Raw genomic sequence first — 23,343 nt, forward strand, 5'->3', positions numbered from 1 at the left:
GTGCAAATTAGAAAGACAGTCCTTAATGAGTTGGAGCTGATCCAAGCGATTTACGATGAAGCCAGACAATACATGAGAGATAACGGCAATTCACACCAATGGGTAAATGGCTATCCTAGTGACGAGTTATTGAAAAAAGATATAGCAGAAGGTATCAGTTATGTTTGTATAGATCAAGGAGAAATCGTTGGTGTATTTACTTTTTCTATCGGGGAAGATGAAACCTATAAAAAAATATATGATGGACAATGGCTGAATGAAAAGACATACGGAGTGATTCATCGTTTAGGAGTTTCAAGTGCGAAAAAAGGGGTAGGCACTGTGTGTTTAGATTGGTGTTTCCAGCAAATACCAAACATTCGAGTAGATACTCATGAAGCGAATGTGCCGATGCAAAAATTATTGATGAAAAATGGCTATCAAAAATGTGGTATCATTTATGTGAATGATGGCACTCCACGAGCAGCTTTTCAAAAAACAATCGATTCAGTGATGTAATAAAATGGAGTAAAATGAATACAGATTCTCCTTTTAAGAAGAGCATCAAACAACAAGAATAAAGGAGGATTAATTTTGAGTAAGTTTAAAAGTTATTTAGCTGGTATTTTATTGACCATTTTACTGGCGATCACAGCTAATCAAATCAGTGGATGGGTGCCAAACGGCATCATCAGCGGAAGTGTATTTGCGTTATTGATCGGGATGGCCTTAAACCCATTGATTGCTAAGTACCCTATTTTTAAAGATGGTATCCAGTTCGTTTCGAAGCGCGTATTGAAATTTTCGATTATTTTATTGGGATTGACTCTTAGTTTTACCCAAGTATTAAATGTAGGCAAATATTCTTTGATCGTGATGATGTTTACGTTGCTCACTGCATTTGGCGGGGGATATTTGATTGGAAAATTGTTCAATATGAATTGGAAATTATCCAGCTTGATCTCAGCCGGTACAGGGATTTGCGGAGGTTCGGCTATTGCAGCAGTGGCGCCAACGATTGAAGCCGAAGACAAAGATGTAGCTTACGCGATTTCAGCAACGTTTATTTTCGATATATTGATGGTCATTTTATTTCCTATAGCAGGGGTCTACTTCGGAATGAGCGACTTAGGGTATGGGTTATGGACAGGTACAGCCGTGAATGATACATCTTCTGTAGTAGCTGCTGCTTATGCATTTTCTGACGCAGCAGGGGCTTATGCGGTTATTGTGAAGTTGACAAGAACTTTGGCGATCGTTCCTATGGTCATGATGTTCTCGATTATTAATTTGCGTGTTAAACAAAAAGAACAACTTGCAGCAGGGGAAACTGTCACAAGGCAAAAAGTAAACATCAAAAAAATTTTTCCATTTTTCATTCTGCTGTTTCTAGTCATGGTAGCTGTTAAAAGTACAGGAATCATCTCAGATTCATTGAGCAGCCAAACTTCTACAATCAGTAAATTTTTAATGGTGATGGCACTAGGTTCTATTGGGTTAAAGACTAATTTCGCTGATGTCGCAAAATCCGGTTTCAGACCGATGCTGCATGGTTTCATCGTTTCTACACTAGTCGTAGTAGTCTCATTTGTCGTGCAAGTATTCTTAGGCCAAGTCTAGAACAAATAAATCGTAAATCGTAGAAGTATTGATGGATTTGCATTTATATAAAATAAGTGCTATACTAATTGAATACGAAAGATATTGATATACGATTTTTGTGTTTTACGCGGCAAGTTTATTCACACTGGAGTAGCTATGGGGCTACAAGGATGTATTAGAGGTTAGGGAATACATTGTATAAATTGAAATATTGAAAATGAGTAATAGTTTAGTCAGCCTTAAAATATTGAATATTGATTAGTTAGATAGCCTTCTCTTAAATAGAGAAGGCTATCGTTCATTTTACAGAGAAAAGCACCGGCAGTTTTATGCGGTGCTTTTAAAATGTGAAGGAACTCTGGACGCCCTGTTCCACTCTCTGGTTTTAAACGAGTTGCTCGAGGCAGCTTACACGTCTATAAGCCGAATTCGACCTGTTAGGAAAAGCACCTAACTGTTCGAATCCTTCTTATATCCGGTAAGCTAAACGCCTCGATCCACTCTCTGGTTTTAAAACGCGCTGCACAAAGCAGTTTACACTGCCATAAGAGCCATAAGAATAGTAGGTAAAAAGCACCTAATTTTCTTATGGCTCTTATGTTCGGTAAACTAAACGCTTTGTTTCACGCTCTACGGTCCTAGAGAGGTTCGAACTCCCGACCTAACGTTTATACTGATAGGTAACGTTCTTCTGCAACATGACTTGCTCAGAATACTTGTTTTCCCCCAGTCCACACCTTGCAGGCGACTTTCATCGCACAAGGCGTTCCATCAATCAGAATTTCGTTGAAGAGAGAAGAACTCTTATGAATGTAAAACACATCTCATTTGCGCAAAGGAAAAATGAATCTATGATACTGGAAATAAATGCATTATGCTTCAACGAAATACTCAACTGACTAGCCATCTTCCCTCCGCTGGTTGTTATCCCAGGTTCCTCGGTACTACACAGCTGCTGCCGCAACTATTCAACAGCCATTATCCTGCTGTTTAGAACCCTCAAATAGGAGTTGACAGTTCCTAGTTGCTTCCAACGTTCCGTTATTACTAGCTTTGCCATTAAACTTAGGTGCTTTCTATAAATGTTTCAGCGTTTTTGATCCACAACCATTCAATCAAAAACTATTAAGGTCAAATCCTTAATAACAGTTTGTGTTTTCCTAGACAGTCCACCGTGCTTTAATTCATCGAGTGAAGAAACATCCGTACGTTCGAAAGTTCGTCAGTGTCAAAACACATTCTCACCTTATTTAATTTATAGCCCTCCGACTACTGGGCAGATGCTTTTCGCCGACTTTACCGAACTTTTGACAATACCCAACTATTTTTAAGTCTTGCCAATCGGAGATCAAGGTATTTCTCAAGCGGTTGACTTGAGTGTGCTTTTTTCATTTTGCACAATATCGTAATAACAGTTAAGCCAAGCGGCTCTTACTTTTTATAAACTTTTTCAAGTTTACTTTGTAGTAAAACGTTGCGTACAGGAAACGTTTGCTCTATCCAACTGAGCTATAGGACCACATGGATAAAATTATTTTCTCATGATTCTAAAAAGTTGTCTAGTGATTTTGAGAGAATTATGATGTCAGTCCATTTTACCTTCACAAAAAAACAAGCTAGGTCTAATGACAATAGCTTGTTAGAAACAAATCAATATTTGTATAACATGGTAATAAATTCATAACCTGTTCCGATCGTCCAGAAGAGAACGTGATCACCGCGTTTGATTTTTTCCGTTTGAATCCCTTCATGTAGAGCCAAAAATGGACTGCTGGTGCCAGGATAGCCGAACTGATCGCCTACAAAAATCATTTGGTCATTTGAAAAACCTATTTCTTCTTGAATCATATCCAGATTAGCTTTATTACTTTGCGAAAAGCAGCATTTCACATCACTTGGAGATAAATCGTATTGATCCAAAAGTTCTCGAATAGAGTCATAGACATGAGGATACATTTCAGAATCATCAAACGGACGAGTCTTCATGTAAGCATGAGAGTTTCCAGCAACCAATTGAGTTAGACCTTCTGCCGGGAACATCATATTAGTTGGATCAGTGCTGTCTATATAGTGAATGGCATCTATAAAGCCGGTTGCTTCATCTGTTTTTTCTAAAATGACCGCAACAGACAGATCACCAAAGAAAGGATAAGCAACTTCATCTTCTGGATCTAAAATAGGAGAAAAATGGTCTGCACCAACGACTAGAGCTCTCTTTATACGAGGATTGGAGAGCATAGTTCTGGAAGCCTGTTCCACAGCCATCGTCATTCCGGCACAGTTCGCATTCAAGTCATAAGCCAGCATCCGGTTTTTTCCTTTGATGGCTTGATGCACAAACAAAGCATTCATCGGAAGACTATGTTCAGGAACTTGAGTAGAGTAAATCAGTAAATCGATATCTTCACCAGTTAAACCAGCTTTTCGCAAGACTTCTTTACTAGATTCAACAGCCATTGTGACGCCAGTTTCTCCAGAATCCTTTATGCGATAACGGTTCTGTCTTCCAAGGTGTAATAATAGATTTTGAATATCTTTTCCTTTTTCAGCAAAGTGGTCAATAAAATAATCGTTTTCCACGGTATGAGCAGGATGGTATAATGCAATTTCTGTTAGTTTGATATGTGTCACAAAAGACAGTCCTTTCTATATATCGATTCAAATGATAGAATTCTTTTTCATAAAAAAAGTAAGGGAAAAATGCTCCCTTACTTCAAAAAACGATTATTTACACTTCAACAACGTTCGCGTTGGTTAAATTAACTTGACGCACTATGCGATTAATTTGCATTTTTAAAATAGCACTATTAACTTCAAATGTAATTTCTTTAAAACCTGTTTCTTTGTATAAATTAAAACTAGCTGCTAGTTGCTCCAGCATATCAGATGTCTCTACTTGCATTTCTTTGCAATTTACCACTAATTCGTATTCGGACGGTTTAATATCACTGACAGTTTGACTGTAGTCATTAAAGAATCCTTGAATTGCCTCAGGTTCTGCTTTTCCAGATACAAAAAGAAAGACCTTTTTCTCTTTTGCGTCTACAGTGATAGTATAACTACCTTTTGATGAAATGGACATATGTATAACTTTCCCTTCTTAAAAAAAAATATAATTGTACAGAATTTTATTATACCATTTAAGAGAAGGTTCACAATGAAAAAAATGAATAAAGTGGATATTTTTAAATCAAGGAAAGTAAAAAAGGCGAAAATAAGCTTAGATTCTGTATTCATATGCATAACTAAAGCATAGACCAGCATGTTGGAAATTTTTATCACAAGACTGAAACCATGTTATACTATATAAAATAAGTAGATGAAAATAGAAAAGAGGGATAGAATGACTGCTTTTAAGCAAGCAACATCCATTGAAGAAGTAAGACGATTTATTGAAGAGAATCAATTGGCTTTTGTGTATATTTCAAGAGAAGATTGCAGCGTTTGCCATGCAGTTCGTCCTCAAGTACAAGATATTCTCAAAGATTATCCACGCATTCAGTCTATCCAAGCAGATGCGGATCATATCCCAGAGGTGGCTGGAGATTTTACTGTTTTTAGTGTCCCGGCATTATTATTGTTTGCAGATGGCAAAGAACTGATTCGAGAAGCCCGATTTGTCAACATGGAAAATTTAAATCGTCAGTTCAGCCGAGTGGTCGAAAATTACTGATTGTTAATGAGTTCGTAAGCCATTCATATTGTTTTACAAGGTGTTTTGATGACTGCTAAGATAGAGCAGTAAACACATTGAAGGGAATGAAGACAATGAATAAATCTATTCCAACATATACACTGAATGACGGTCAAGAAGTACCGGTTATTGGACTGGGAACGGTCGGGATAAAAGGAGCTAAGGGAGTAAATGAGGTCTTAGATGCTCTGGATAATGGGTATCGGTTGATCGATACATCCACGAATTACAATAATGAAGGAATGGTTGGAGAAGCTATTCGCCGAAGTTCCGTGCCCCGTGATCAAATTTTAGTCAGTTCAAAATTACCTGGTGCTAAACATAAATACGAAGACGCAATTCAAATGATCCAAGAATCTTTGTATCGTATAGGCATCGACTATTTTGACAAATATTTGATTCACTGGCCATTGCCTAAACAAGATCAATATGTAGAAGCTTGGCAAGCACTTGTAGATGCACAAAAATTCGGCTTGATTCGTTCCATCGGAGTATCCAATTTCCTGCCTGAACATTTAGACCGCATCATTGAGGAAACAGGTGTGACTCCGGCGACCAATCAAATCGAGCGGCATCCATATTTTACAAACAAACGTGTCATAGAGTACAACAAAGAACACGGGATTTTAACAGAAGCTTGGAGTCCATTTGGCCGGGAAATCAACGATTTATTAGAGAATGAAATGATAGCTTCGTTGGCTGAAAAGCACAAGAAATCGGTTGGGCAAATCATTTTGAGATGGAATTACCAAGAACAGATCTTAACGATTCCTAAAGCTTCCAGCAACAAACATCAAAGAGAAAACATGGATATTTTCGATTTTACTTTAAGTGATGAAGAAATGAAGATGATCGACAGCTTGGATAAAGGGTTAGATGGTCTGGTCGAAGGACAACACCCAAATGAATACGAAGAGTTCGACTAAAAAGCAAAAATACCAGCCGAGAAAATAGTTTCTCGACTGGTATTTTACTTATTTGGATCTTATGTTTTAAATTATGCCCACTCGCCATTACGGAAAACAGGAACTGTTGAGCCGTCTGCTTTGATTCCGTCGATATTCATATCTTTTGAACCAATCATAAAGTCCACATGAACAGTAGAGCGGTTTAATCCGGCTGCTGCTAATTCTTCTTCAGACATTTCAGTTCCGCCAACGATGTTGAACGCATAACCTGAACCTAAAGCTAAGTGGTTTGAAGCATTTTCGTCAAATAGCGTATTGAAGAAAGTCAAACCAGATTGAGAAATAGGAGATTGGTTAGGAACTAATGCTACTTCACCTAAACGAGCAGCTCCTTCATCGGTTTCGATCAAACGTTTTAACGTTTCTTCTCCTTGAGCTGCAGTAACTTCTACAACTTTACCATCTTTGAAAGTGAATTCCATGTCTAAGATAGTTGTTCCTGCGTAACTTAACGGTTTAGTACTGCGCACTACACCATCAACACGGTTAGCATCTGGAGCAGTAAACACTTCTTCAGTCGGCATGTTCGCCATGAAGCGTTCGCCGCGAGCGTTCAAGCTTCCAGCACCTTCCCAACGGTGACCAGCAGGCAACCCGACAGTTAAGTCAGTACCAGGAGCCGTATAGTGTAAAGCAGTGAATTGTTGCGCGTTCAATTCTTCAGCTTTTGTTTCCAGCGTAACGTCTTTTTCTTTCCAAGTTGCGATAGGATCTTCATCATAAATATGAACAGCTTTAAAGATAGCATCCCATAAAGCGTCAACTTGTTCTTCAGTTGTTTCTAGTTCAGGGAAAACTTTAGCAGCCCATTTAGCACCTGAAGCTGCAGCTACTAACCAGCTTACTTTGTTTGCTTGAGTAGCTTTTCTTTGTTCAATCATTGCTTTACCCACTGCTGATTGGTAAGCAGCAATTTTCTCTGCATCGATTCCTGATAGAGCATCCGGATCAGAAGAACGAACGCTGATACGGCTTGCGCCTTTTTCAATATGGTCTAATGACTCGTCGATTTTGTATTGCGGGATATCTGTCAAACGTTCCACCGGAGTGTGTTTCATAACCTCGCGATTAATGATGTCGTCCGCCCATTTGACAATCACTTCAGTAGCTCCTAGAGCGTAAGCTTCTTTAGTGATCATACGTGCTAGTGGTGCTTGGTCTACGTCGATAGATAGAACAACTGTATGACTCTTTGATACATTGACACCAACTTCAACGATTGCACGAGCATATTTTTGTAAATTTTCTTCAAAATTTGGTAATACCATTTTTAAAATCCTCCTCATCTTAGATAACACACGATTTTACTGCAATAATTCACCTTTCTATCATAGCATAAGAAAATAAGAAAAAACAATTTGCCTGATAAAAAATCTGAAGCTGGAACAGTTGCTAAATCTAAAGGCGTTCTGATATTATTACATGAATAACCTATGGTATAATTATTGTGCATAAGATAGAGGTTGCTTTATATAAAAATTGCCGTTATATTAATATGCATCTTGTCTTTATTACTATACAAGTGATACAATAATGATTGTCTGCTAAAGAGTAGAGGAAAAAATTGAAAAAAACGTTGGTAAATTTCTTAACCGTTTCAGAAAGAAGAACTAACCAAAATGTATTTTTATGCTAAATGAACAGCATAAAGTTTGTGTACCTTTCTAAGTCGTTTAAGAATTTTTTGTATGGATACTATAACCAAGAGGTAATACTGTAGCTGAGACTATAACTATTCCTTGAGAAAAGAAAGAATTTAGAGGTGAGGAAGATGGCAAGGAAAAAAACGATTATGAAGTCTAGTATTTTAGACACTGCATATGAAGTTGTCAGAAAAGAAGGGTTTGACGGGTTTACTGCTCGTAATATTGCAAAAGAAATGAACTGTTCTACACAACCTATTTACTTGGAATTCAAAAACATGAATGATCTAAAAAGAGAATTGATTATCAGAATAAAAGCTCATTTGACAGAAACGATCTATACTCAAGAAAGAACAGAACATCCAGTATTGAATGACGCACTCAACTATTTGTATTTTGCAAAAGAGGAATCTACTTTCTTTAAAGCGTTGTACTTGGAGAACCGCTTAGATGCAAAAAAAGTCTACACTATTTCACGTGATGTAGTGCTTGATTCATTTAATGAAGTATCTGAAACAAAAGAGTTGACGGAAAAAGAAAAAGAAAAAGTCTTCGGTTTATTTTGGTCCAGTGTACACGGAGGAGCTTCATTTATTGCTCAAGAACTAGTTCCGCTTCATGAAGAAGATTTGATCCAATATTTAAACCAAGCATTCCAAACCAGCTTAAAACTTGTCCAATAGACTAGATATTAAAAAACTCAACGTCTTGATGACGTTGAGTTTTTTTAGTTTGCGGCAGCTTTTTCAACTAATGATTTGCTGAAAGCTACTAATTTTTCGATATCTTCTTCTTCGGGATCTAAATCCACTTTGACACTTTCTGCTCCTTCTACAGCACCAACAGATTTGAATTGTTCTGTAAAATCATCCACAGACTGGCAAAATTTTTCATAAAAGGTATCTCCTGAACCAAACGTCCCAAAAATTTTTCCTGTTAAATCTACCTCTGACAACTCTTCATAGAAGTCCTCGATCTCATCCGGCAAGTTGGCATCTGTCCCGTAAGTATAAGTAGCGACCAAGCACAAATCTACATCTAGAAAGTCATGAGGATCAGCTTGCATGCTTTCTACAACTTCAACATCTACATCCAAGTCTGTTAAGGCTTCTTCAACAATATCCACGCATTGAGCTGTATTTCCTGTTAAACTTGCATATACGATCAAGGCTTTAACCATTCTGTTTTCATCCCTTTGTGTATAGTTTCTCAAGCTAGTATATCAAATTTTATCTTATAGTACCAATAGGAATCTCAGAAGAAATGAATGAAGGGATAAAGACCATAATCTAGTAGTTACATAGGTAAAAAAATGTTCATAATAAGACATTAAAAATAACGTATAATAAGAGCAAAATTATGCTAAGATGAAAAGGAAATCAATTTTGAGCGCTAGGGGGAAAGAACGTGTTTAATCTGGATATGATCCATTCATTTACTGAAACTGAGAGAGTGCTTTACGACTATATTATGCAGCATAAAGACACGGTCTATTATATGCGGGTTCGAGACTTGGCGGAAGCAGCACACGTTTCACCGGCGTCTGTTATCCGCTTGATGAAAAAAGGCGGGTACGAAAGTTTTGCAGAGTTTAAGCTGGAGATTCGAAATCAACACAAACAAGTAGAGCAACAAGCTGTTTTTGACACGAAAGAAATCGTGGATGAGTTTTTCAATCGCACATTGAGCAATGACTACAATAAGCAGTTAGATAAAGCGGTAGAAATGATCCACACTGCGGGACTAGTAATTTTTCTAGGGATTGGAACTTCAGGTATTTTAGCGGAATATGGATCCAGACAGTTTTTTAATCTAGGGCAGCGGACATTCTTTGTAAAAGATCCTTTTTATCCGCTAGGACACTCTAGAGAAGACTTTACAGATTCGGTGGCAATTATTTTGTCGGTCTCTGGAGAAACAGAACAAATATTGGAACAAACGGAGATATTGATCGAACGGGGAAGCAAAATCATTAGTATCACAAATACTTCTGGAAATACATTAGCAAAACATTCCGATGTAAATCTGGCGTATCATTTAACCCCAGAAACGATCAATAAAACGGTCAATATTACTTCTCAAGTTCCTGTAGCCTATTTAGTTGAAACTTTGGCACGAAAAAACTACGCAAAAAGGCAAAACCGCATTTGAAACACTGTGTTTCAAATGCGAAACATGTTCCAATTAAATGAAACCGCATCCATAAAATTAAAAACAGATTGTTTTATTTGTAAAAACGGTTACAATAAAAAGTGTAATAAATGAAAAATTGAGGTGAGGAAATGGAACACAAAAAATTAGTCCCTTTTCCTGAAGACTTTCTATGGGGATCTGCTTCTGCAGCCTATCAAGTAGAGGGTGCGATGGAAGAAGACGGTAAAGGATTGTCTGTTTGGGATGAATTTGTAAAAATCCCAGGTAAAACATTTAAAGAAACCACAGGAGAGGTAGCAGTAGATCACTACCATCGCTATAAGGAAGATGTTCAGTTGATGGCTGAACAAGGCTTGAAAGCGTACCGTTTTTCTGTTGCATGGAGTCGAGTGATTCCGGATGGACATGGAGAAGTAAACGAAGCAGGACTTCAATTCTATGAAAACCTGATTGATGAATTACTGGCTCATAACATTGAACCAATTGTTACATTGTATCACTGGGATATCCCGCAAGCGCTGCAAGACAAATACAAAGGTTGGGAATCTCGCCAAGTGATCGAAGACTTCACTCGTTACTCTACAATTTTATTTGAACGTTTTAATGGGAAAGTAAACTATTGGGTAACCCTGAATGAGCAAAACGTTTTTACATCACATGGCTATATGATGGGCAGTCATCCACCAGGTGTCAAAGATCCGAAACGGTTTTATGAAGCCAATCACATTGCCAACTTGGCAAACGCTTCAGTGATCAAAGCGTTTAGAGAACTGGAGATCAAAGGAAAAATCGGACCAAGCTTTGCTTATGGACCAACTTATGCGTTAGATTCTAAACCAGAAAATCAATTAGCTGCAGATAACAACGAAACCTTTAATGCCCATTTTTGGATGGATGTTTATGTGTTTGGGAAATATCCAAAGCTGGCAATGAAATGGTTAGAAGAAAATAATTTAGCGCCTACGATCGAAGAGGGAGATTACGCTTTATTAGCAGAAGGAAAACCGGATTTTATGGGCTTAAACTATTACCGCAGTTCAACTGTAGAACACAATCCGTTAGATGGTGTTTCTGAAGGTAAAATGAATACGACCGGAGAAAAAGGTTCGACTGAAGCGGGTGGAGTACCTGGACTTTACAAAGGAACAGATAATCCTTTTGTAGAGAAAACGAACTGGGATTGGGATATTGATCCAACTGGATTGCGGATTGGTATGCGCCGAATTGACAGCCGCTACGAATTGCCTATATTGATCACGGAAAATGGTTTAGGAGAATACGATACATTGGAAGAAGATGGTTCAATCCATGATACATATCGAATTGACTATCTAAAAGCCCATGTGAAAGCGATCCAAGAAACGATCTCCGATGGAGTAGAAGTTCTAGGGTATTGTACTTGGAGCTATACTGACTTATTGAGCTGGTTGAATGGTTATCAAAAACGTTACGGTTTTGTTTATGTCGATCGAGAAGAGAACGACGAAAAAGAACTGAAACGCTACAAAAAAGACAGCTATCACTGGTATAAAAAAGTCATTGAAAACAATGGAGTAACAGATTAAAAATCATTTCTTCGCACTTCAGTGGGGCTTTTAGCCTCACTGATCGAAGGGGGGCAACAAGTTTAGAGTCAGTGTTCATTCGACATACCGCAGAAAAGATTTTCTTTAAGGGGACAGGAAGTATAATTTTACTTATTGGAGGGAAACCAAATGAGCTTTATGGACAAATTTGAAGGTGCATTAGAAAAAACTTTAGTGCCTCTATCAATTAAGTTAAACAGCCAAAGACACATCGGAGCTGTACGTGATGCATTTATTCTAGCTTTTCCATTAACAATGGCAGGATCATTGATCCTATTACTCAATTTTGCTGTATTATCCCCAGACGGATTCATCGCTTCATTATTGAATTTAGAAAGTATTTTTCCCAACTTAGCCGAAGCACAAAATATTTTTTCACCCGTTGTCCGTGGAACGAATGATGTCTTATCTATCTTCATCGTCTTCATGATCGCAAGAAACTTAACTGAAACATATAAGCAAGATTCTTTATTAGGTGGATTGACAGCGATTTCAACATTCTTTATTCTGTATCCGCCATATCAAAATGTTGAAGGTGCGAACTACTTAGCTACACAATACATAGGCGCTCAAGGATTATTTGTTGCTATGATCGTCGGATTGTTAGTTGGGGAAATTTTCAGCCGTTTGTCTTTAAATAAACGCTTAAAAATCAAAATGCCGGAGCAAGTACCTCCAGCTGTAGCACGTTCGTTCTCTGTATTGATTCCGATCATTTTGATCTTGATGCTTTTCTCAGTGATCAATTATGTAGTGACTTTATTCTTCCCAGATGGAATCAACCAATTGATTTACTCATTAATTCAAGCACCACTAACAAATATTGGTGGAAACGTATTTGCGGTTATCATTTTAGCACTAGTTTCTAACATGTTATGGGTGTTGGGAATTCATGGACCAAATACCATCGCAGCAATTCGTGACCCTATCTTCTCACCGATGGGAATTGAAAACTTGAACTACATTGCTGAAAAAGGAACAACATGGGGTGTTCCATATCCAATTAACTGGGGTTCTATGAACGACGGTTTTGCGAATTACGGTGGTAGCGGAATGACTCTTGGATTGTTGATAGCTGTATTCCTAGTGTCAAAACGTAAAGATTACCGCAACATTGCAAAATTATCTTTTGCTCCTGGTCTATTCAACATCAATGAGCCAGTAGTATTCGGACTTCCAATCGTATTAAACCCAATCATGATCATTCCTTTTGTATTGACTCCGGTCATCAACATTTTGATAGGATATTTCTTTATTGTGAGTGAAATCATACCTCCAATCGGTTATTCAGTACCTTGGACAACTCCAGGTCCGCTGATCCCGTTCTTAGGAACAGGCGGCAGCTGGGGAGCATTAGCTGTTGGGTTCTTATGTTTAGGAGTATCTGTTTTGACATACATGCCATTTGTTTTAGCAACGAACAAAGCTGCTGTGAAAATGGAAGAAATGGAAAATGCACAAGATGCAACTAGTGTAGAAGCTTAATAAATGATGGACTATCTGCCTGAAAACCTCGGGCGGATAGTTTTTTCACTAAGGAGGTTATGATTAAATGAATGCAGTTTGTTTTGATATTGGAGGAACAGCTATCAAGTATGCATTGGTTTCCCAAAGTAAAGGAATTGCCCATCAAGGAAAAATCACTACACCTTACGACCTTACCGCATTTCAAAAAGTGATTGCGGAAGTCGTAGAAGAATACGCTGCAACAGATGAAATAACGGCAGTTGGTATCAGTATGCCAGGTTACATCAATCCCCAAACGGGATATGCTGAAAGAGCCGGTGCGTTAGCTTATCTAGACCACAAAAATATCATTGATGTGCTGAGCGAGAAAATTTCGTTCCCGATTTACATAGAAAATGATGCAAGATGTGCAGCGTTAGCAGAGCGGTACTCGGGAAATGCTCAAGGATTGAATAACTTTATTGTGATGACGATCGGTACGGGTATCGGAACTGCTTTTTATTTGAACGGCAGTTTGTATCGAGGAGCATCTTTCAAAGCTGGAGAATTTGGACATTCTAGAATCGATTATCAAAAAAGACCACAGCACACCATGCACGATATTTTTTCGACGCGCATATTAGTAGAAGAATATAAAAAGTACATGAAGATACCTGCACCGGCGGTCGTCACAGGTGAAGAAGTATTTGAAACCGCTAAATTGGATCCTGAAGTAGAAGAAATGATTCAAAAATGGGTACAGTGGTTATGTGTGGGGACATATAATCTGGCATGTACCTTCAATCCGGAAAAGATCTTGATTGGAGGAGGAGTCAGTGCGAATCCTGAGTTGTTGCCGAGGATCGAACAACAAATGTCTCAGATTGATGAACGATGGATCACAGACTTTTATACAGTGATCGAACCTTGTAAGTATTTAAATAATGCGGGCATCTTAGGAGCTTTTTATTTTGTAGAACAACAATTGGAAAAACAAACCGTTAAAGGAGAGAGCTGAATGGCCATTCTATCAGGATCATTTCAATCGCGTGAATTGTTTCGAAAAGTTAGTTTTACGGCAGTCATTCCAACTAGTACACGATCCATTTATGAAGCTAAAATAGAAAATGAGGAGGAAGACAAACCTCTAAAGACGTTATACTTATTGAATGGATGGGACGGAAATCATGAAGATTGGTTGCATAATACACGTATAGCTGAATTGGCAATCAAGTATCATGTGGCTGTCATTATGCCAGATGGGCAAAACAGTTTTTACGCTGATCATCCCAATGGGGATAATTATGGTACTTATATAGGAGAAGAGTTGGTACAGGAAACACGCAAATTGTTTCATTTGTCGATGAAAAAAGAAGATACAGCTATAGGAGGTCTGTCGATGGGAGGATACGGGGCTTTAAGAAATGGGCTCAGCTACTTGGATACATTCGGTACGATCATAGCTTTGTCAAATAAAGTATTGACCAAAAGTTCAAAGGAGCATTTTGATGCTGCTTATCCTATTTATCAAAGGCTTCAAGCCATAGTACAAACAGACAGAGCTGAAAAGATGCCTGATGAAATGGATATTGAGTCGCTGGTTTTAAATGCATTGGAACAACCTGAAAAAAAACCGGACTTGTATTTGGCATGCGGAACAGAAGACGATATTTTCCAAGAAAATAAAGACTTGCATCAATTTTTGATGACACACGGCTATCAGCATAAATATATAGAAGCACCCGGGAAACATGATTGGGATTTTTGGAATACAACCATCAAAGACAGTATGGAATGGTTGTATGGAGAAAATAAAAACTAGTCAAATTAGCAGTCCTTATTAGGAGAAAACCTCTCTTAATAAGGACTTTTTTTATTTATGATAAATTTGTAAATACAATTTTAACATAAAGCTTTACAATTAATTTGGAAGGGGTTACAATAGTGGTGTCAAAAAAAAGGAGGAAAGACAAAATGGAAGAAAGTAAATGGGTCAGTATGTTAGGTAATTTCGCAGCAAAAGTCAACAGTTACAAATACATCATCGCCATCAAGAATGCTTTTACGATGTTATTGCCGGTCATCATTACCGGTGCATTTGCAACCTTGATCTCAAATATGGTGTTTGGAACTACAAGTGGTTTAGCAGCTATCAATGGGTTCGGTTTTCTAGAAAATTTAAAACCGATAACGGACTCGATCAGTTATGCTACATTGAACTTTTTAACGATTAGTGCGGTATTTTTGATCGGTATGGAGTTAGGGAAATTAAACCAGTTAAAAGGATTTTTCCCAGGGTTATTGGCGGTTATCAGTTACATAACCATTATCCCGAAAACGATTGAAACATTGGTCAATGAATCGCCTGTAGAAGTGGTAGATGTGATCGCTAAACAATATACCAACAGTTCAGGATTATTTTTAGGCATGTTTGTAGCTATTTTATCTATCGAATTGTTTAGCTGGTTGCAGAGACAAGATAAGTTGAATATTCACATGCCTGATTCAGTGCCTTCTAATGTGTCAGCGAGTTTTTCAGCATTGGTTCCTACGATTTTAACAATCACCATTATTTCTGCACTAGGTTTTGCGGTGTTGTCTCTGACAGGTATGACCCTTTACGATATCATTTACACGATCGTTCAAGAACCATTATCTAATCTAGTATCAGGATTGCCGGGAATATTATTGTTGATGTTTGTATCGCAAGTCTTTTGGGTAATCGGTATTCATGGAAATCAAATCATCAAACCGATTCGCGAACCGATTCTATTAGCTGCCATCGCAGAAAATACTGCAGCATTTGAAGCAGGAGAAGCGATTCCTAACATCATCAACATGCCTTTTTGGGATATTTATATGAGCGTGGGGGGATCAGGGGTAACTTTTGGTCTGTTGATCGCTATTTTCATCGTCAGCAAACGGGAAGATTACCGTTCAATCTCTAAATTATCTTTTGCTCCAGGAATTTTTAATATCAATGAACCAATGATTTTTGGATTGCCGATCATGCTGAACCCGGTCATGGCGATTCCATTTATTATCACACCATTAATAACAGGGGTAATTGGTTACTTTGCAACAGCTATCGGGTTTGCCGGTCCAGCTGTAGTTATGATTCCATGGACAACACCGCCAATCATCAGTGCTTACTTGGCAACAGCTGGAAGCCTTGGAGCTGTTGCGACACAATTGATTTGTATCGCAGTTGCTACATTGGTTTACTTGCCATTCGTCAAAGCATCAAATGTGACTAAGAGAGTCGATGAAGTAGAAGAAGTACCGCAAGAACAAAACTAAAGGAGAGATTTTGTGTTTAAAACAATACCAGAGAATTTTATTATTGGAGCTGCATCTTCAGCATGGCAGACAGAAGGATGGAAAGGGAAAAAAGAAGGACAAGATTCTTATTTGGATACATGGTATAAAAATGAGCGTCATGTCTGGCATGAAGGTTATGGACCAGGAGTAGCAACCAATTTTTATGAACGTTACGGGGAAGATGTAGCTTACATGAAAGAAATCGGGCTTACACATTACCGTACGTCGATCAATTGGGCTCGCTTCTTTACCGACTATGAAACATTGGAAGTCGATGAAGAGTATGCTCAACATATAGACAACGTCATCAATGCTCTGATTGAAGCCGGTGTAGAACCCATTCTTTGTCTGGAACACTACGAGCTGCCGACTGCCTTGCAGGAAAAATATGATGGCTGGAGCTCTAAAAAAGTGGTGGAATTATTCGTTGGATATGCGGAGATCGTGTTTGAACGGTATGCTGATCGTGTCAAACAGTGGTTTACCTTCAATGAGCCGATCGTTATCCAAACCCGCGTCTATCTAGATGCGATCCGTTACCCTCATGAACAAAATACGAAAAAATGGATGCAATGGAACCATCATAAAGTTCTCGCAACTACAAAAGTAGTAGAACTATATCATCGAAAAAACTACGACGGTGAAATCGGTATTGTATTGAATCCTGAGGTCACTTATCCGCGTTCCTCTTCTCAAGCAGATAAAAAAGCTGCTGAGATGTATGATTTATTCTATAACCGAGTTTTCTTAGATCCATTGGTAAAAGGAGCTTATCCGGAAGAACTATTTTTGAAAATGGCCGAACATGACATCACTTTTGATTACACACAAGAAGAATTGGACATTATCCGTGAAAATACAGTAGATTACTTAGGTGTCAATTTGTATTTCCCGCATCGTGTCCAAGCGCCTAAGCACAAATGGAATGAAAACACACCATTCCATCCTGCTTATTACTTCGATTCATTTGAACTGCCAGGCCGTCGAATGAACAAATCAAGAGGATGGGAAATTTATCCGCAAATCGTTTACGATATGGGGATGCGTTTGAAAGAAGAGTATGGAAACATTCCATGGATACTGACAGAAAATGGTATGGGGATCGAGAATGAACACTTATTCATGAATGAGGAAGGTGTCGTTCAAGACGACTACCGTATTGAGTACATTACCGAACACATGAGCTGCTTATTGGATGCTTATGAAGCAGGATCGAACTGCCGCGGATATATGCTGTGGGCCTTTACCGACTGTGTGTCGCCAATGAATGCTTTCAAAAATCGTTATGGTTTAGTGCGGATCGATTTGGAAAACAATCGAGCTCGTTCGCTGAAAAAATCAGGTTTTTGGTATAAAGACGTGATCTCAAGTAGTCGATTAGAAGTACCAGACGTTCCAGAGTACAAATAAACATTGTTTGCCCCCGCAAGAGTTGAAAGCAGTCTTTCAACTCTTGCTTTTTTGTTCAGAATAGGTATCTAGTGCTGTTGTACAATTTGCGTTCCATTTTAGCTGTTAAAAAGACCTTAGCGGAACGCAAAATAATTTTTCGTCTCTTTTTTACGTCATTTCAGCTAAAAAAGAAACGGAAATGAAAATTGCGTGCCGTTAAAAGAAAGAAGAGTTGTAAAAAGGAACGCAAGCCTAATTGCTACATGTATTCCTTTTATTTGTCTATACAAATCATAGAACTGTCGTTTAAAAATATACAAATTCATGCTATACTAATAAAAAGAAGCAGTTATCTCATGAAGTTAGGTGAATGAAATGGTCAAATACAAAGAAGTGGCAAATGAAATTCGTAAACGAATCAAAAACGGGTCGTATCCCCTTGAAGAACGAATGCCTGATCAAACATCGTTAGCAAAAGAGTTCCACACAAGTCGTGTGACCATAAAAAAAGCTCTAGACTTGCTGACTGTCGCAGGATTAGTGTACACTATCCAAGGTTCTGGAACATATATTAAACAAAACGCTCTTCAATTAGCGGAATCAAGCATTCGCATCGGACAAAACGTGGGATTAACAGCTCAAGTTGATGAGAGAATGCATCTGGAAAATAAAACCATTAAATTTGATGTGCGTTTTCCTACCGAAGAAGAATGTGAACAGTTGTTGTTGAAAAAAGAAGACCCAGTTTATGAAATCGAGAGGCTACGCATTTTGAATAAGCAGCCTTATTCATTGGAACATTCTATATTGCCTTTGTCGCTTGTACCAGGAGTGACAAAAGACGTGTTGCAAAAATCGATGTATGATTACATCAGAAACGAGCTGGGTATCGTATTTGGAGAGAACCGGCAGACTATTCGGGCAGCTCAGCCAGATGAATTAGATAAAGAATTTTTGCAGTGTGGTGAGAATGAACCAGTGTTGGAAGTGACTAAAGTGATGTTCACTTCGAGTGGAACGCCATTGGAATTTTCTAAAGTACGCCATCGATTTGACATGGTGGAGATGTCGTTTGTCAATTTAAATACAGAGATCTACTAGGCTTTAGAATAACAATGATGAGGGTTTCATGCTGTTGTATGAGAATAAGAAAGAAGACTTTCTCTTCACAACCTTCGAAAATGAGTTATAATAGATAAGAATGGTATAGCGTAAAAAATAGAAAAGAGGAATAAGAGTGATTACATTAAAGTCAAAACGCGAAATTGATGCAATGGACGAGTCAGGTACATTATTAGCCAACATGCATATTGCATTGCGTGATTTTATCAAACCAGGAATTACAAGCTGGGATATTGAAGAATTCTGTCACAAATTTATTGTTGATAATGGAGCGATTCCTGAACAAATCGGATTTGAAGGGTACGAATACGCTACTTGTGTAAGTATCAATGATGAGATTTGTCATGGTTTCCCTCGTAAAGAAAAATTAAAAGACGGAGACTTGATCAAAGTTGACACTGTTATCAACCTAAAAGGCGCTTTGAGCGACTCTTGCTGGAGTTATGTAGTAGGGAAATCGACTCCTGAATTGGACAAATTGATGGAAGTAACTCGTACCGCTTTATACAAAGGAATCGAACAAGCACAAGTCGGCAATCGTATTGGAGATATTGGGCATGCGATTCAATCTTATGTAGAACCAGAAGGATTTTCAGTTGTACGTGAGTTTATTGGACATGGTGTTGGACCAACTCTTCATGAAGCTCCATCTGTTCCTCACTACGGAGATCCAGGTAAAGGCCTTCGTTTGAAAGAAGGAATGGTCATTACGATTGAACCGATGATCAATACAGGAACATGGAAATCTAAAATGGATGACAATGGCTGGACAGCACGTACTCAAGATGGTGGAATCAGCTGCCAGTTTGAACACACATTAGCGATCACAAAAGATGGTCCGAGAATTTTAACTTCTCAAGGCGACCAATAAAAGCCCGAAATAATCAGTGGCAATAAAAAAGAAGGGGCAGGCGCATCTCAATGATGCGTCTGACTCTTCTTTTTTATTGCATAATAGTTAGAGGGAATTGGTTGCGTTAAAGCGACTCAAGAACTCGTTTAATCGTGGTGTCTCCGGGTTATTGATCATTTGTTCAGGAGAACCTTGCTCGACGATTTTTCCGCCATCGAAGAAAGCAATTCGATCTGCTACTTCTAAGGCGAAGTCCATCTCGTGAGTAATCAAGAGCATCGCCATTTCACCTTCATCAGCAATTTCTTTGATAATCTCCAACACTTCACCGACTAACTCAGGGTCTAATGCAGAAGTAGGTTCATCAAAAATCATTACTTTAGGTTTCATTACTAATGCTCGCGCAATTGCGACACGTTGTTTTTGTCCACCGGAAAGTTGAGCAGGGTAGACGTCAGCTTTTTCCAGCAATCCCACTTTATCCAACATGTCCTTAGAAATTTTTTCAGCTTCTTTTTCAGGCGTTTTTTTAACCGTTACTTGAGCTTCCATGACATTTTCTAAGACCGTCATATGTGGGAATAAATGGAAATGTTGAAATACCATACCAATATTTTGACGCACTTCACGCAAATGCTTAGAGCTGGCTTTAACTAACTTGCCGTCTTTTTCTTCATGCCATAAATACTGACCGTCAACTTGGATAGTCCCTGAAGACAAACTCTCTAAAGTCATCAATAAACGGGCAAAAGTAGTCTTACCCGAACCACTGGGACCGATCAATGCCACCTTCTCACCTGGCATAATGTCAAAATCAATTTTGTTCAATACTTGTAGATCCCCAAAATATTTTGATACTTGATTGTAACGTACAATTGGTTCAGTCATTAAATCGCTCCTTTTCTAAACTTGATACTTCTTATTTAATTTATTTTCTAGTTGCTTGATCAATAACGATGCGGGATAACTGAGGACGAAGAACAAAATACCAACAATCGTAATCGGTTCGACGTAACTAAAGGAATTAGCACCTAATATTTTTGCTTGCTGCAAGATTTCTACTAAAGTGATTGCAGATAGTAGAGGGGTTTCTTTAAACATCGTAATAAAATAATTCCCGATAACTGGAACGATCGGCGGAACAGCCTGAGGTAAAATAATACGAGTCCAAGTTTGCTTTTGCGTAAAGTTCAATGCTTTTCCAACTTCCCACTGTCCAACCGGAACAGCGTCGATTCCGCTCCGAAAAACTTCTGACAAGTACGTACTGTAATGAATTCCCAAACCCAATACACCGGCTACGAATGGAGATAATGTCAGCCCGAAAGAAGGGAAGACATAAAAAATAAAATACAGTTGAACCAATAAGGGTGTGTTACGAATAAATTTGATAACTCCATTCGTAATCGTGGCTATTGTTTTGACTTTTGTACGTGACAGCATAGCCAGCACTAATCCTAATACAAATGCGAGGATAAACCCGACAATAGTAGCTGAAATGGTGATTCGCAAAGCGGATAGAATCGTGGGAAAGATTTCAATCGCATACTGAAAATCAAACATCGCTTAAAATCTCCCTTCTGTTAGTTTACGTTCTAATACATTCATTCCTTTTGTCAGCGGCCATGCCAAGACAAAATAAATGAGTAAGAGCAACGTATAGATTTTTGTCGTTTCAAGAGTAGAACCGTTTAAGACGTTCGCTTGATACGTTAAATCTGTTAAAGTAATCAACGATACGAGAGAAGTGCTCTTGAACAATTCGATCAATTGATTTCCCAAGTTTGGGATCATTCGAATAAAAGCTTGAGGAATAATAATGCGGCGCATCATTTGTTGTCTTGTCATATTCAAAGCTACAGAAGCTTCTCGCTGACCAACGTCAATTGCTTGTACAGCACTTCGCACTACCTCAGATGTGTAAGCTCCGAAGTTTAATCCGATAGCTAAAACAGCAGCTACCATTGCAGACATGCGCAAGCCAAACATCGGTAAAACGAAATAAATGAAAAATAACTGAACCAATAAAGAGGTCCCCCTAAATAATTCAACATAAGTGCCAGCGATAAACCATATTATTTTTGATTTTGACATCCTTGCCAACCCAGAACCGAATCCCAATACTAGAGCGAGGATTGCGGAAAAAAAAGTTAATGATACGGTTACCAGGAGCCCTTCTTTTAGTAATGATCCTAAAATTTCTAATGTACTCATGATTTGCTCCTTTCGATTTCATTTATAGGTTTATTATTCTAAAACGTCCTCGACAGTAACGTCTCCTGGAAGTTCTTTTTCTGTAAAGCCAAATGGCTCAATAATTTCTAATAGTTCACCAGACTCTTTTAATTTTTCGAGTTCAGCGTTAAAAGCATCAATAAAAGTTTGGTCTTCAGAACGGAAAACGGTCGCTCCATAACCTTCAACGGATTCGCCGTCCACAACTGGCTGCTCAAATTCTTCTACACGTTCAATATTGTCATTGTTGGCAGTATCAAGTGTTGCTTGTAGGGAAGGACCAGTAGCAGTTATCGCATCAACACGACCAGATAACAAGGCTGATAATGCAGAGGGCATATCGGGGACGGTAACGATTTGGTCTTCAGAAATTCCAGCCTCAATGGCGTATTGGTATTCAATCGCTCCACCTACAATGGCAATAGTGGCTTCAGAGTTTTCTCCAGTATCTTGATAACTGTGCAAATCTAACGGATTTCCCTTTTGGACAGCAATCGCTTGACCAATTTTATACTCTGGATTTGCAAATTGGACAGATTCTTCTTCTGCTCGTTGAGGAGTAATGAACATCCCGGCAGTGACCATATCAAAACGTCCAGCCTGCAATCCTGGTACAAGTGAGGAAAACTCCGTTAAGACACCTCTCATTTCTTTAATACCTAATCGTTCTAGAATAACGCGAGCAATTTCCACTGCCTCACCAGTCAGTTCACCATCAGCTGTTTGGTAGGCGTAAGGTTTTTCATTGGCAAAACCAACAACTACATATCCTTGGTCTCGGACTTTATTCAAAGTAGTTTGCTCATCTGTCTCATTGCTGCAGCTCGCTAAAAATATAACAGCAATGAGTAAAGCAATAATGGATTTGCCAATTTTAGCAAATGCGTACTTCATTTTTTTCCTCCTTTATAATAGTTAGAATGGGCCGCTTTATTTCTATCCTTTGAAAAAACTGCAATAAAAAAGAGCATATGTTTACATAGGCTCCTAAAAGAGATAGCAAATACGCTTTATCACATTAACTTTAATGAAATAAAAAGTTCAGTTAATAACCGCGTGTTGTTAACTGTGTAAATCGAGACGTATGCTTATGGAGTAAGCTGACGGATTCGGAATAAATTCTACCCCTACACAAATTGTGATTCACCCCAAAAAAGGTGGTTCCCCCATTTTCCTTTTAGGAAATTCAGCAGTTCAATCTAAGTTATTTAATTTTTTGCGCAACTTTTCTCTAAAACCCTAACATAAATAACAATAACGGGTCAAAATAAACGCATTATTGATGTTTGAGGTAAATGGAAAGCAAATATAGAGTGTTTTAGTAAATGTTTGATATAATAAATTATGA

22 protein-coding genes and 1 riboswitch are annotated in these 23,343 nt (G+C 38.3%); of the genes, 14 read left to right on the top strand and 8 right to left on the bottom strand.

Annotation, left to right across the window (positions count from 1 at the left end; genetic code table 11):
• Both BM137_RS02165 and BM137_RS02170 read left to right on the top strand, forming a co-directional pair.
• Complete coding sequence (locus BM137_RS02165) at positions 1 to 498, top strand: GNAT family N-acetyltransferase (protein WP_143084227.1); 498 nt, start codon at positions 1 to 3, stop codon at positions 496 to 498.
• Positions 499 to 573: 75 nt separating this feature from the next.
• Positions 574 to 1,599: a YeiH family protein gene (locus BM137_RS02170; protein WP_092479500.1), complete on the top strand. Its 1,026-nt coding sequence runs from the start codon at positions 574 to 576 to the stop codon at positions 1,597 to 1,599.
• Positions 1,600 to 3,231: 1,632 nt separating this feature from the next.
• Here BM137_RS02170 and BM137_RS02175 read toward each other — a convergent pair.
• Both BM137_RS02175 and BM137_RS02180 read right to left on the bottom strand, forming a co-directional pair.
• Positions 3,232 to 4,212: a 3-oxoacyl-[acyl-carrier-protein] synthase III C-terminal domain-containing protein gene (locus BM137_RS02175; protein ID WP_092479501.1), complete on the bottom strand. Its 981-nt coding sequence runs from the start codon at positions 4,210 to 4,212 to the stop codon at positions 3,232 to 3,234.
• A gap of 97 nt (positions 4,213 to 4,309) precedes the next feature.
• On the bottom strand, positions 4,310 to 4,663 hold the full coding sequence (locus tag BM137_RS02180; RefSeq protein ID WP_092479502.1) for a hypothetical protein: 354 nt from the start codon (positions 4,661 to 4,663) through the stop codon (positions 4,310 to 4,312).
• 261 nt (positions 4,664 to 4,924) lie between these two features.
• Between BM137_RS02180 and BM137_RS02185 the strand changes: the two genes are divergently transcribed.
• Together BM137_RS02185 and BM137_RS02190 are read left to right on the top strand one after the other, a co-directional pair.
• Positions 4,925 to 5,254 carry a thioredoxin family protein gene (locus BM137_RS02185; RefSeq protein ID WP_092479503.1) on the top strand — a complete coding sequence of 110 codons (330 nt, stop codon included), beginning with the start codon at positions 4,925 to 4,927 and terminating at the stop codon, positions 5,252 to 5,254.
• 95 nt (positions 5,255 to 5,349) lie between these two features.
• Complete coding sequence (locus tag BM137_RS02190) at positions 5,350 to 6,201, top strand: aldo/keto reductase (protein WP_092479504.1); 852 nt, start codon at positions 5,350 to 5,352, stop codon at positions 6,199 to 6,201.
• 71 nt (positions 6,202 to 6,272) lie between these two features.
• Here BM137_RS02190 and BM137_RS02195 read toward each other — a convergent pair whose 3' ends face one another.
• A complete protein-coding gene (locus BM137_RS02195; RefSeq protein ID WP_092479505.1) occupies positions 6,273 to 7,511 on the bottom strand; it encodes an aminopeptidase in 1,239 nt (412 codons plus the stop codon).
• A gap of 503 nt (positions 7,512 to 8,014) precedes the next feature.
• On the opposite strand from BM137_RS02195, the gene BM137_RS02200 reads away from it, so the two are divergent.
• The gene (locus tag BM137_RS02200) at positions 8,015 to 8,569 is read left to right on the top strand and encodes a TetR/AcrR family transcriptional regulator (RefSeq protein WP_092479506.1); all 555 of its coding nucleotides are present in this window, start codon (positions 8,015 to 8,017) and stop codon (positions 8,567 to 8,569) included.
• 44 nt (positions 8,570 to 8,613) lie between these two features.
• Here the strand turns inward: BM137_RS02200 and BM137_RS02205 are convergent, their stop codons facing one another.
• Positions 8,614 to 9,066, bottom strand: a complete 453-nt coding sequence (locus BM137_RS02205) for a flavodoxin (protein ID WP_092479507.1) — start codon at positions 9,064 to 9,066, stop codon at positions 8,614 to 8,616.
• Between the two features lie 227 nt (positions 9,067 to 9,293).
• Here BM137_RS02205 and BM137_RS02210 point away from each other — a divergent pair, with 227 nt between their 5' ends.
• The 9 genes from BM137_RS02210 to map all read left to right on the top strand — a co-directional run bounded on the left by BM137_RS02210 (position 9,294) and on the right by map (position 19,778).
• Positions 9,294 to 10,037: a MurR/RpiR family transcriptional regulator gene (locus BM137_RS02210; RefSeq protein ID WP_092479508.1), complete on the top strand. Its 744-nt coding sequence runs from the start codon at positions 9,294 to 9,296 to the stop codon at positions 10,035 to 10,037.
• A gap of 131 nt (positions 10,038 to 10,168) precedes the next feature.
• Positions 10,169 to 11,605 carry a glycoside hydrolase family 1 protein gene (locus BM137_RS02215; RefSeq protein WP_092479509.1) on the top strand — a complete coding sequence of 479 codons (1,437 nt, stop codon included), beginning with the start codon at positions 10,169 to 10,171 and terminating at the stop codon, positions 11,603 to 11,605.
• Positions 11,606 to 11,764: 159 nt separating this feature from the next.
• Positions 11,765 to 13,111 carry a PTS sugar transporter subunit IIC gene (locus BM137_RS02220; protein WP_425248172.1) on the top strand — a complete coding sequence of 449 codons (1,347 nt, stop codon included), beginning with the start codon at positions 11,765 to 11,767 and terminating at the stop codon, positions 13,109 to 13,111.
• Between the two features lie 67 nt (positions 13,112 to 13,178).
• Complete coding sequence (locus BM137_RS02225; protein ID WP_092479511.1) at positions 13,179 to 14,090, top strand: ROK family protein; 912 nt, start codon at positions 13,179 to 13,181, stop codon at positions 14,088 to 14,090.
• Entirely contained in the window at positions 14,091 to 14,894 is an 804-nt protein-coding gene (locus BM137_RS02230; RefSeq protein ID WP_092479512.1) for an alpha/beta hydrolase, read from the top strand.
• 152 nt (positions 14,895 to 15,046) lie between these two features.
• Entirely contained in the window at positions 15,047 to 16,372 is a 1,326-nt protein-coding gene (locus tag BM137_RS02235) for a PTS sugar transporter subunit IIC (RefSeq protein WP_092479513.1), read from the top strand.
• A gap of 12 nt (positions 16,373 to 16,384) precedes the next feature.
• Positions 16,385 to 17,803, top strand: coding sequence for a glycoside hydrolase family 1 protein (locus tag BM137_RS02240; protein ID WP_092479514.1), 1,419 nt, complete (start codon positions 16,385 to 16,387; stop codon positions 17,801 to 17,803).
• Between the two features lie 357 nt (positions 17,804 to 18,160).
• Positions 18,161 to 18,886: a GntR family transcriptional regulator gene (locus tag BM137_RS02245; protein ID WP_092479515.1), complete on the top strand. Its 726-nt coding sequence runs from the start codon at positions 18,161 to 18,163 to the stop codon at positions 18,884 to 18,886.
• Between the two features lie 136 nt (positions 18,887 to 19,022).
• The gene (gene map / locus BM137_RS02250; RefSeq protein ID WP_092479516.1) at positions 19,023 to 19,778 is read left to right on the top strand and encodes a type I methionyl aminopeptidase; all 756 of its coding nucleotides are present in this window, start codon (positions 19,023 to 19,025) and stop codon (positions 19,776 to 19,778) included.
• Positions 19,779 to 19,865: 87 nt separating this feature from the next.
• Here map and ehuA read toward each other — a convergent pair whose 3' ends face one another.
• Genes ehuA through ehuB form a run of 4 tightly spaced genes read right to left on the bottom strand, consistent with a single transcriptional unit; the run spans position 19,866 to position 22,889 of the window.
• Complete coding sequence (ehuA, locus tag BM137_RS11250) at positions 19,866 to 20,648, bottom strand: ectoine/hydroxyectoine ABC transporter ATP-binding protein EhuA (RefSeq protein WP_177192466.1); 783 nt, start codon at positions 20,646 to 20,648, stop codon at positions 19,866 to 19,868.
• Positions 20,649 to 20,663: 15 nt separating this feature from the next.
• Positions 20,664 to 21,323, bottom strand: a complete 660-nt coding sequence (gene ehuD, locus BM137_RS11255) for an ectoine/hydroxyectoine ABC transporter permease subunit EhuD (RefSeq protein WP_177192467.1) — start codon at positions 21,321 to 21,323, stop codon at positions 20,664 to 20,666.
• Positions 21,324 to 21,326: 3 nt separating this feature from the next.
• The gene (gene ehuC / locus BM137_RS02260) at positions 21,327 to 21,974 is read right to left on the bottom strand and encodes an ectoine/hydroxyectoine ABC transporter permease subunit EhuC (protein WP_092479517.1); all 648 of its coding nucleotides are present in this window, start codon (positions 21,972 to 21,974) and stop codon (positions 21,327 to 21,329) included.
• A gap of 33 nt (positions 21,975 to 22,007) precedes the next feature.
• Positions 22,008 to 22,889 carry an ectoine/hydroxyectoine ABC transporter substrate-binding protein EhuB gene (ehuB, locus tag BM137_RS02265; RefSeq protein WP_092479518.1) on the bottom strand — a complete coding sequence of 294 codons (882 nt, stop codon included), beginning with the start codon at positions 22,887 to 22,889 and terminating at the stop codon, positions 22,008 to 22,010.
• A 177-nt stretch (positions 22,890 to 23,066) separates the two neighbouring features.
• A riboswitch (cyclic di-AMP (ydaO/yuaA leader) is annotated at positions 23,067 to 23,197 on the bottom strand.
• Between the last annotated feature and the right edge of the window lie 146 nt (positions 23,198 to 23,343).

The organism is Desemzia incerta (assembly GCF_900115825.1).
In the GTDB taxonomy this organism is placed as follows: Bacteria; Bacillota; Bacilli; order Lactobacillales; family Carnobacteriaceae; genus Desemzia; species Desemzia incerta.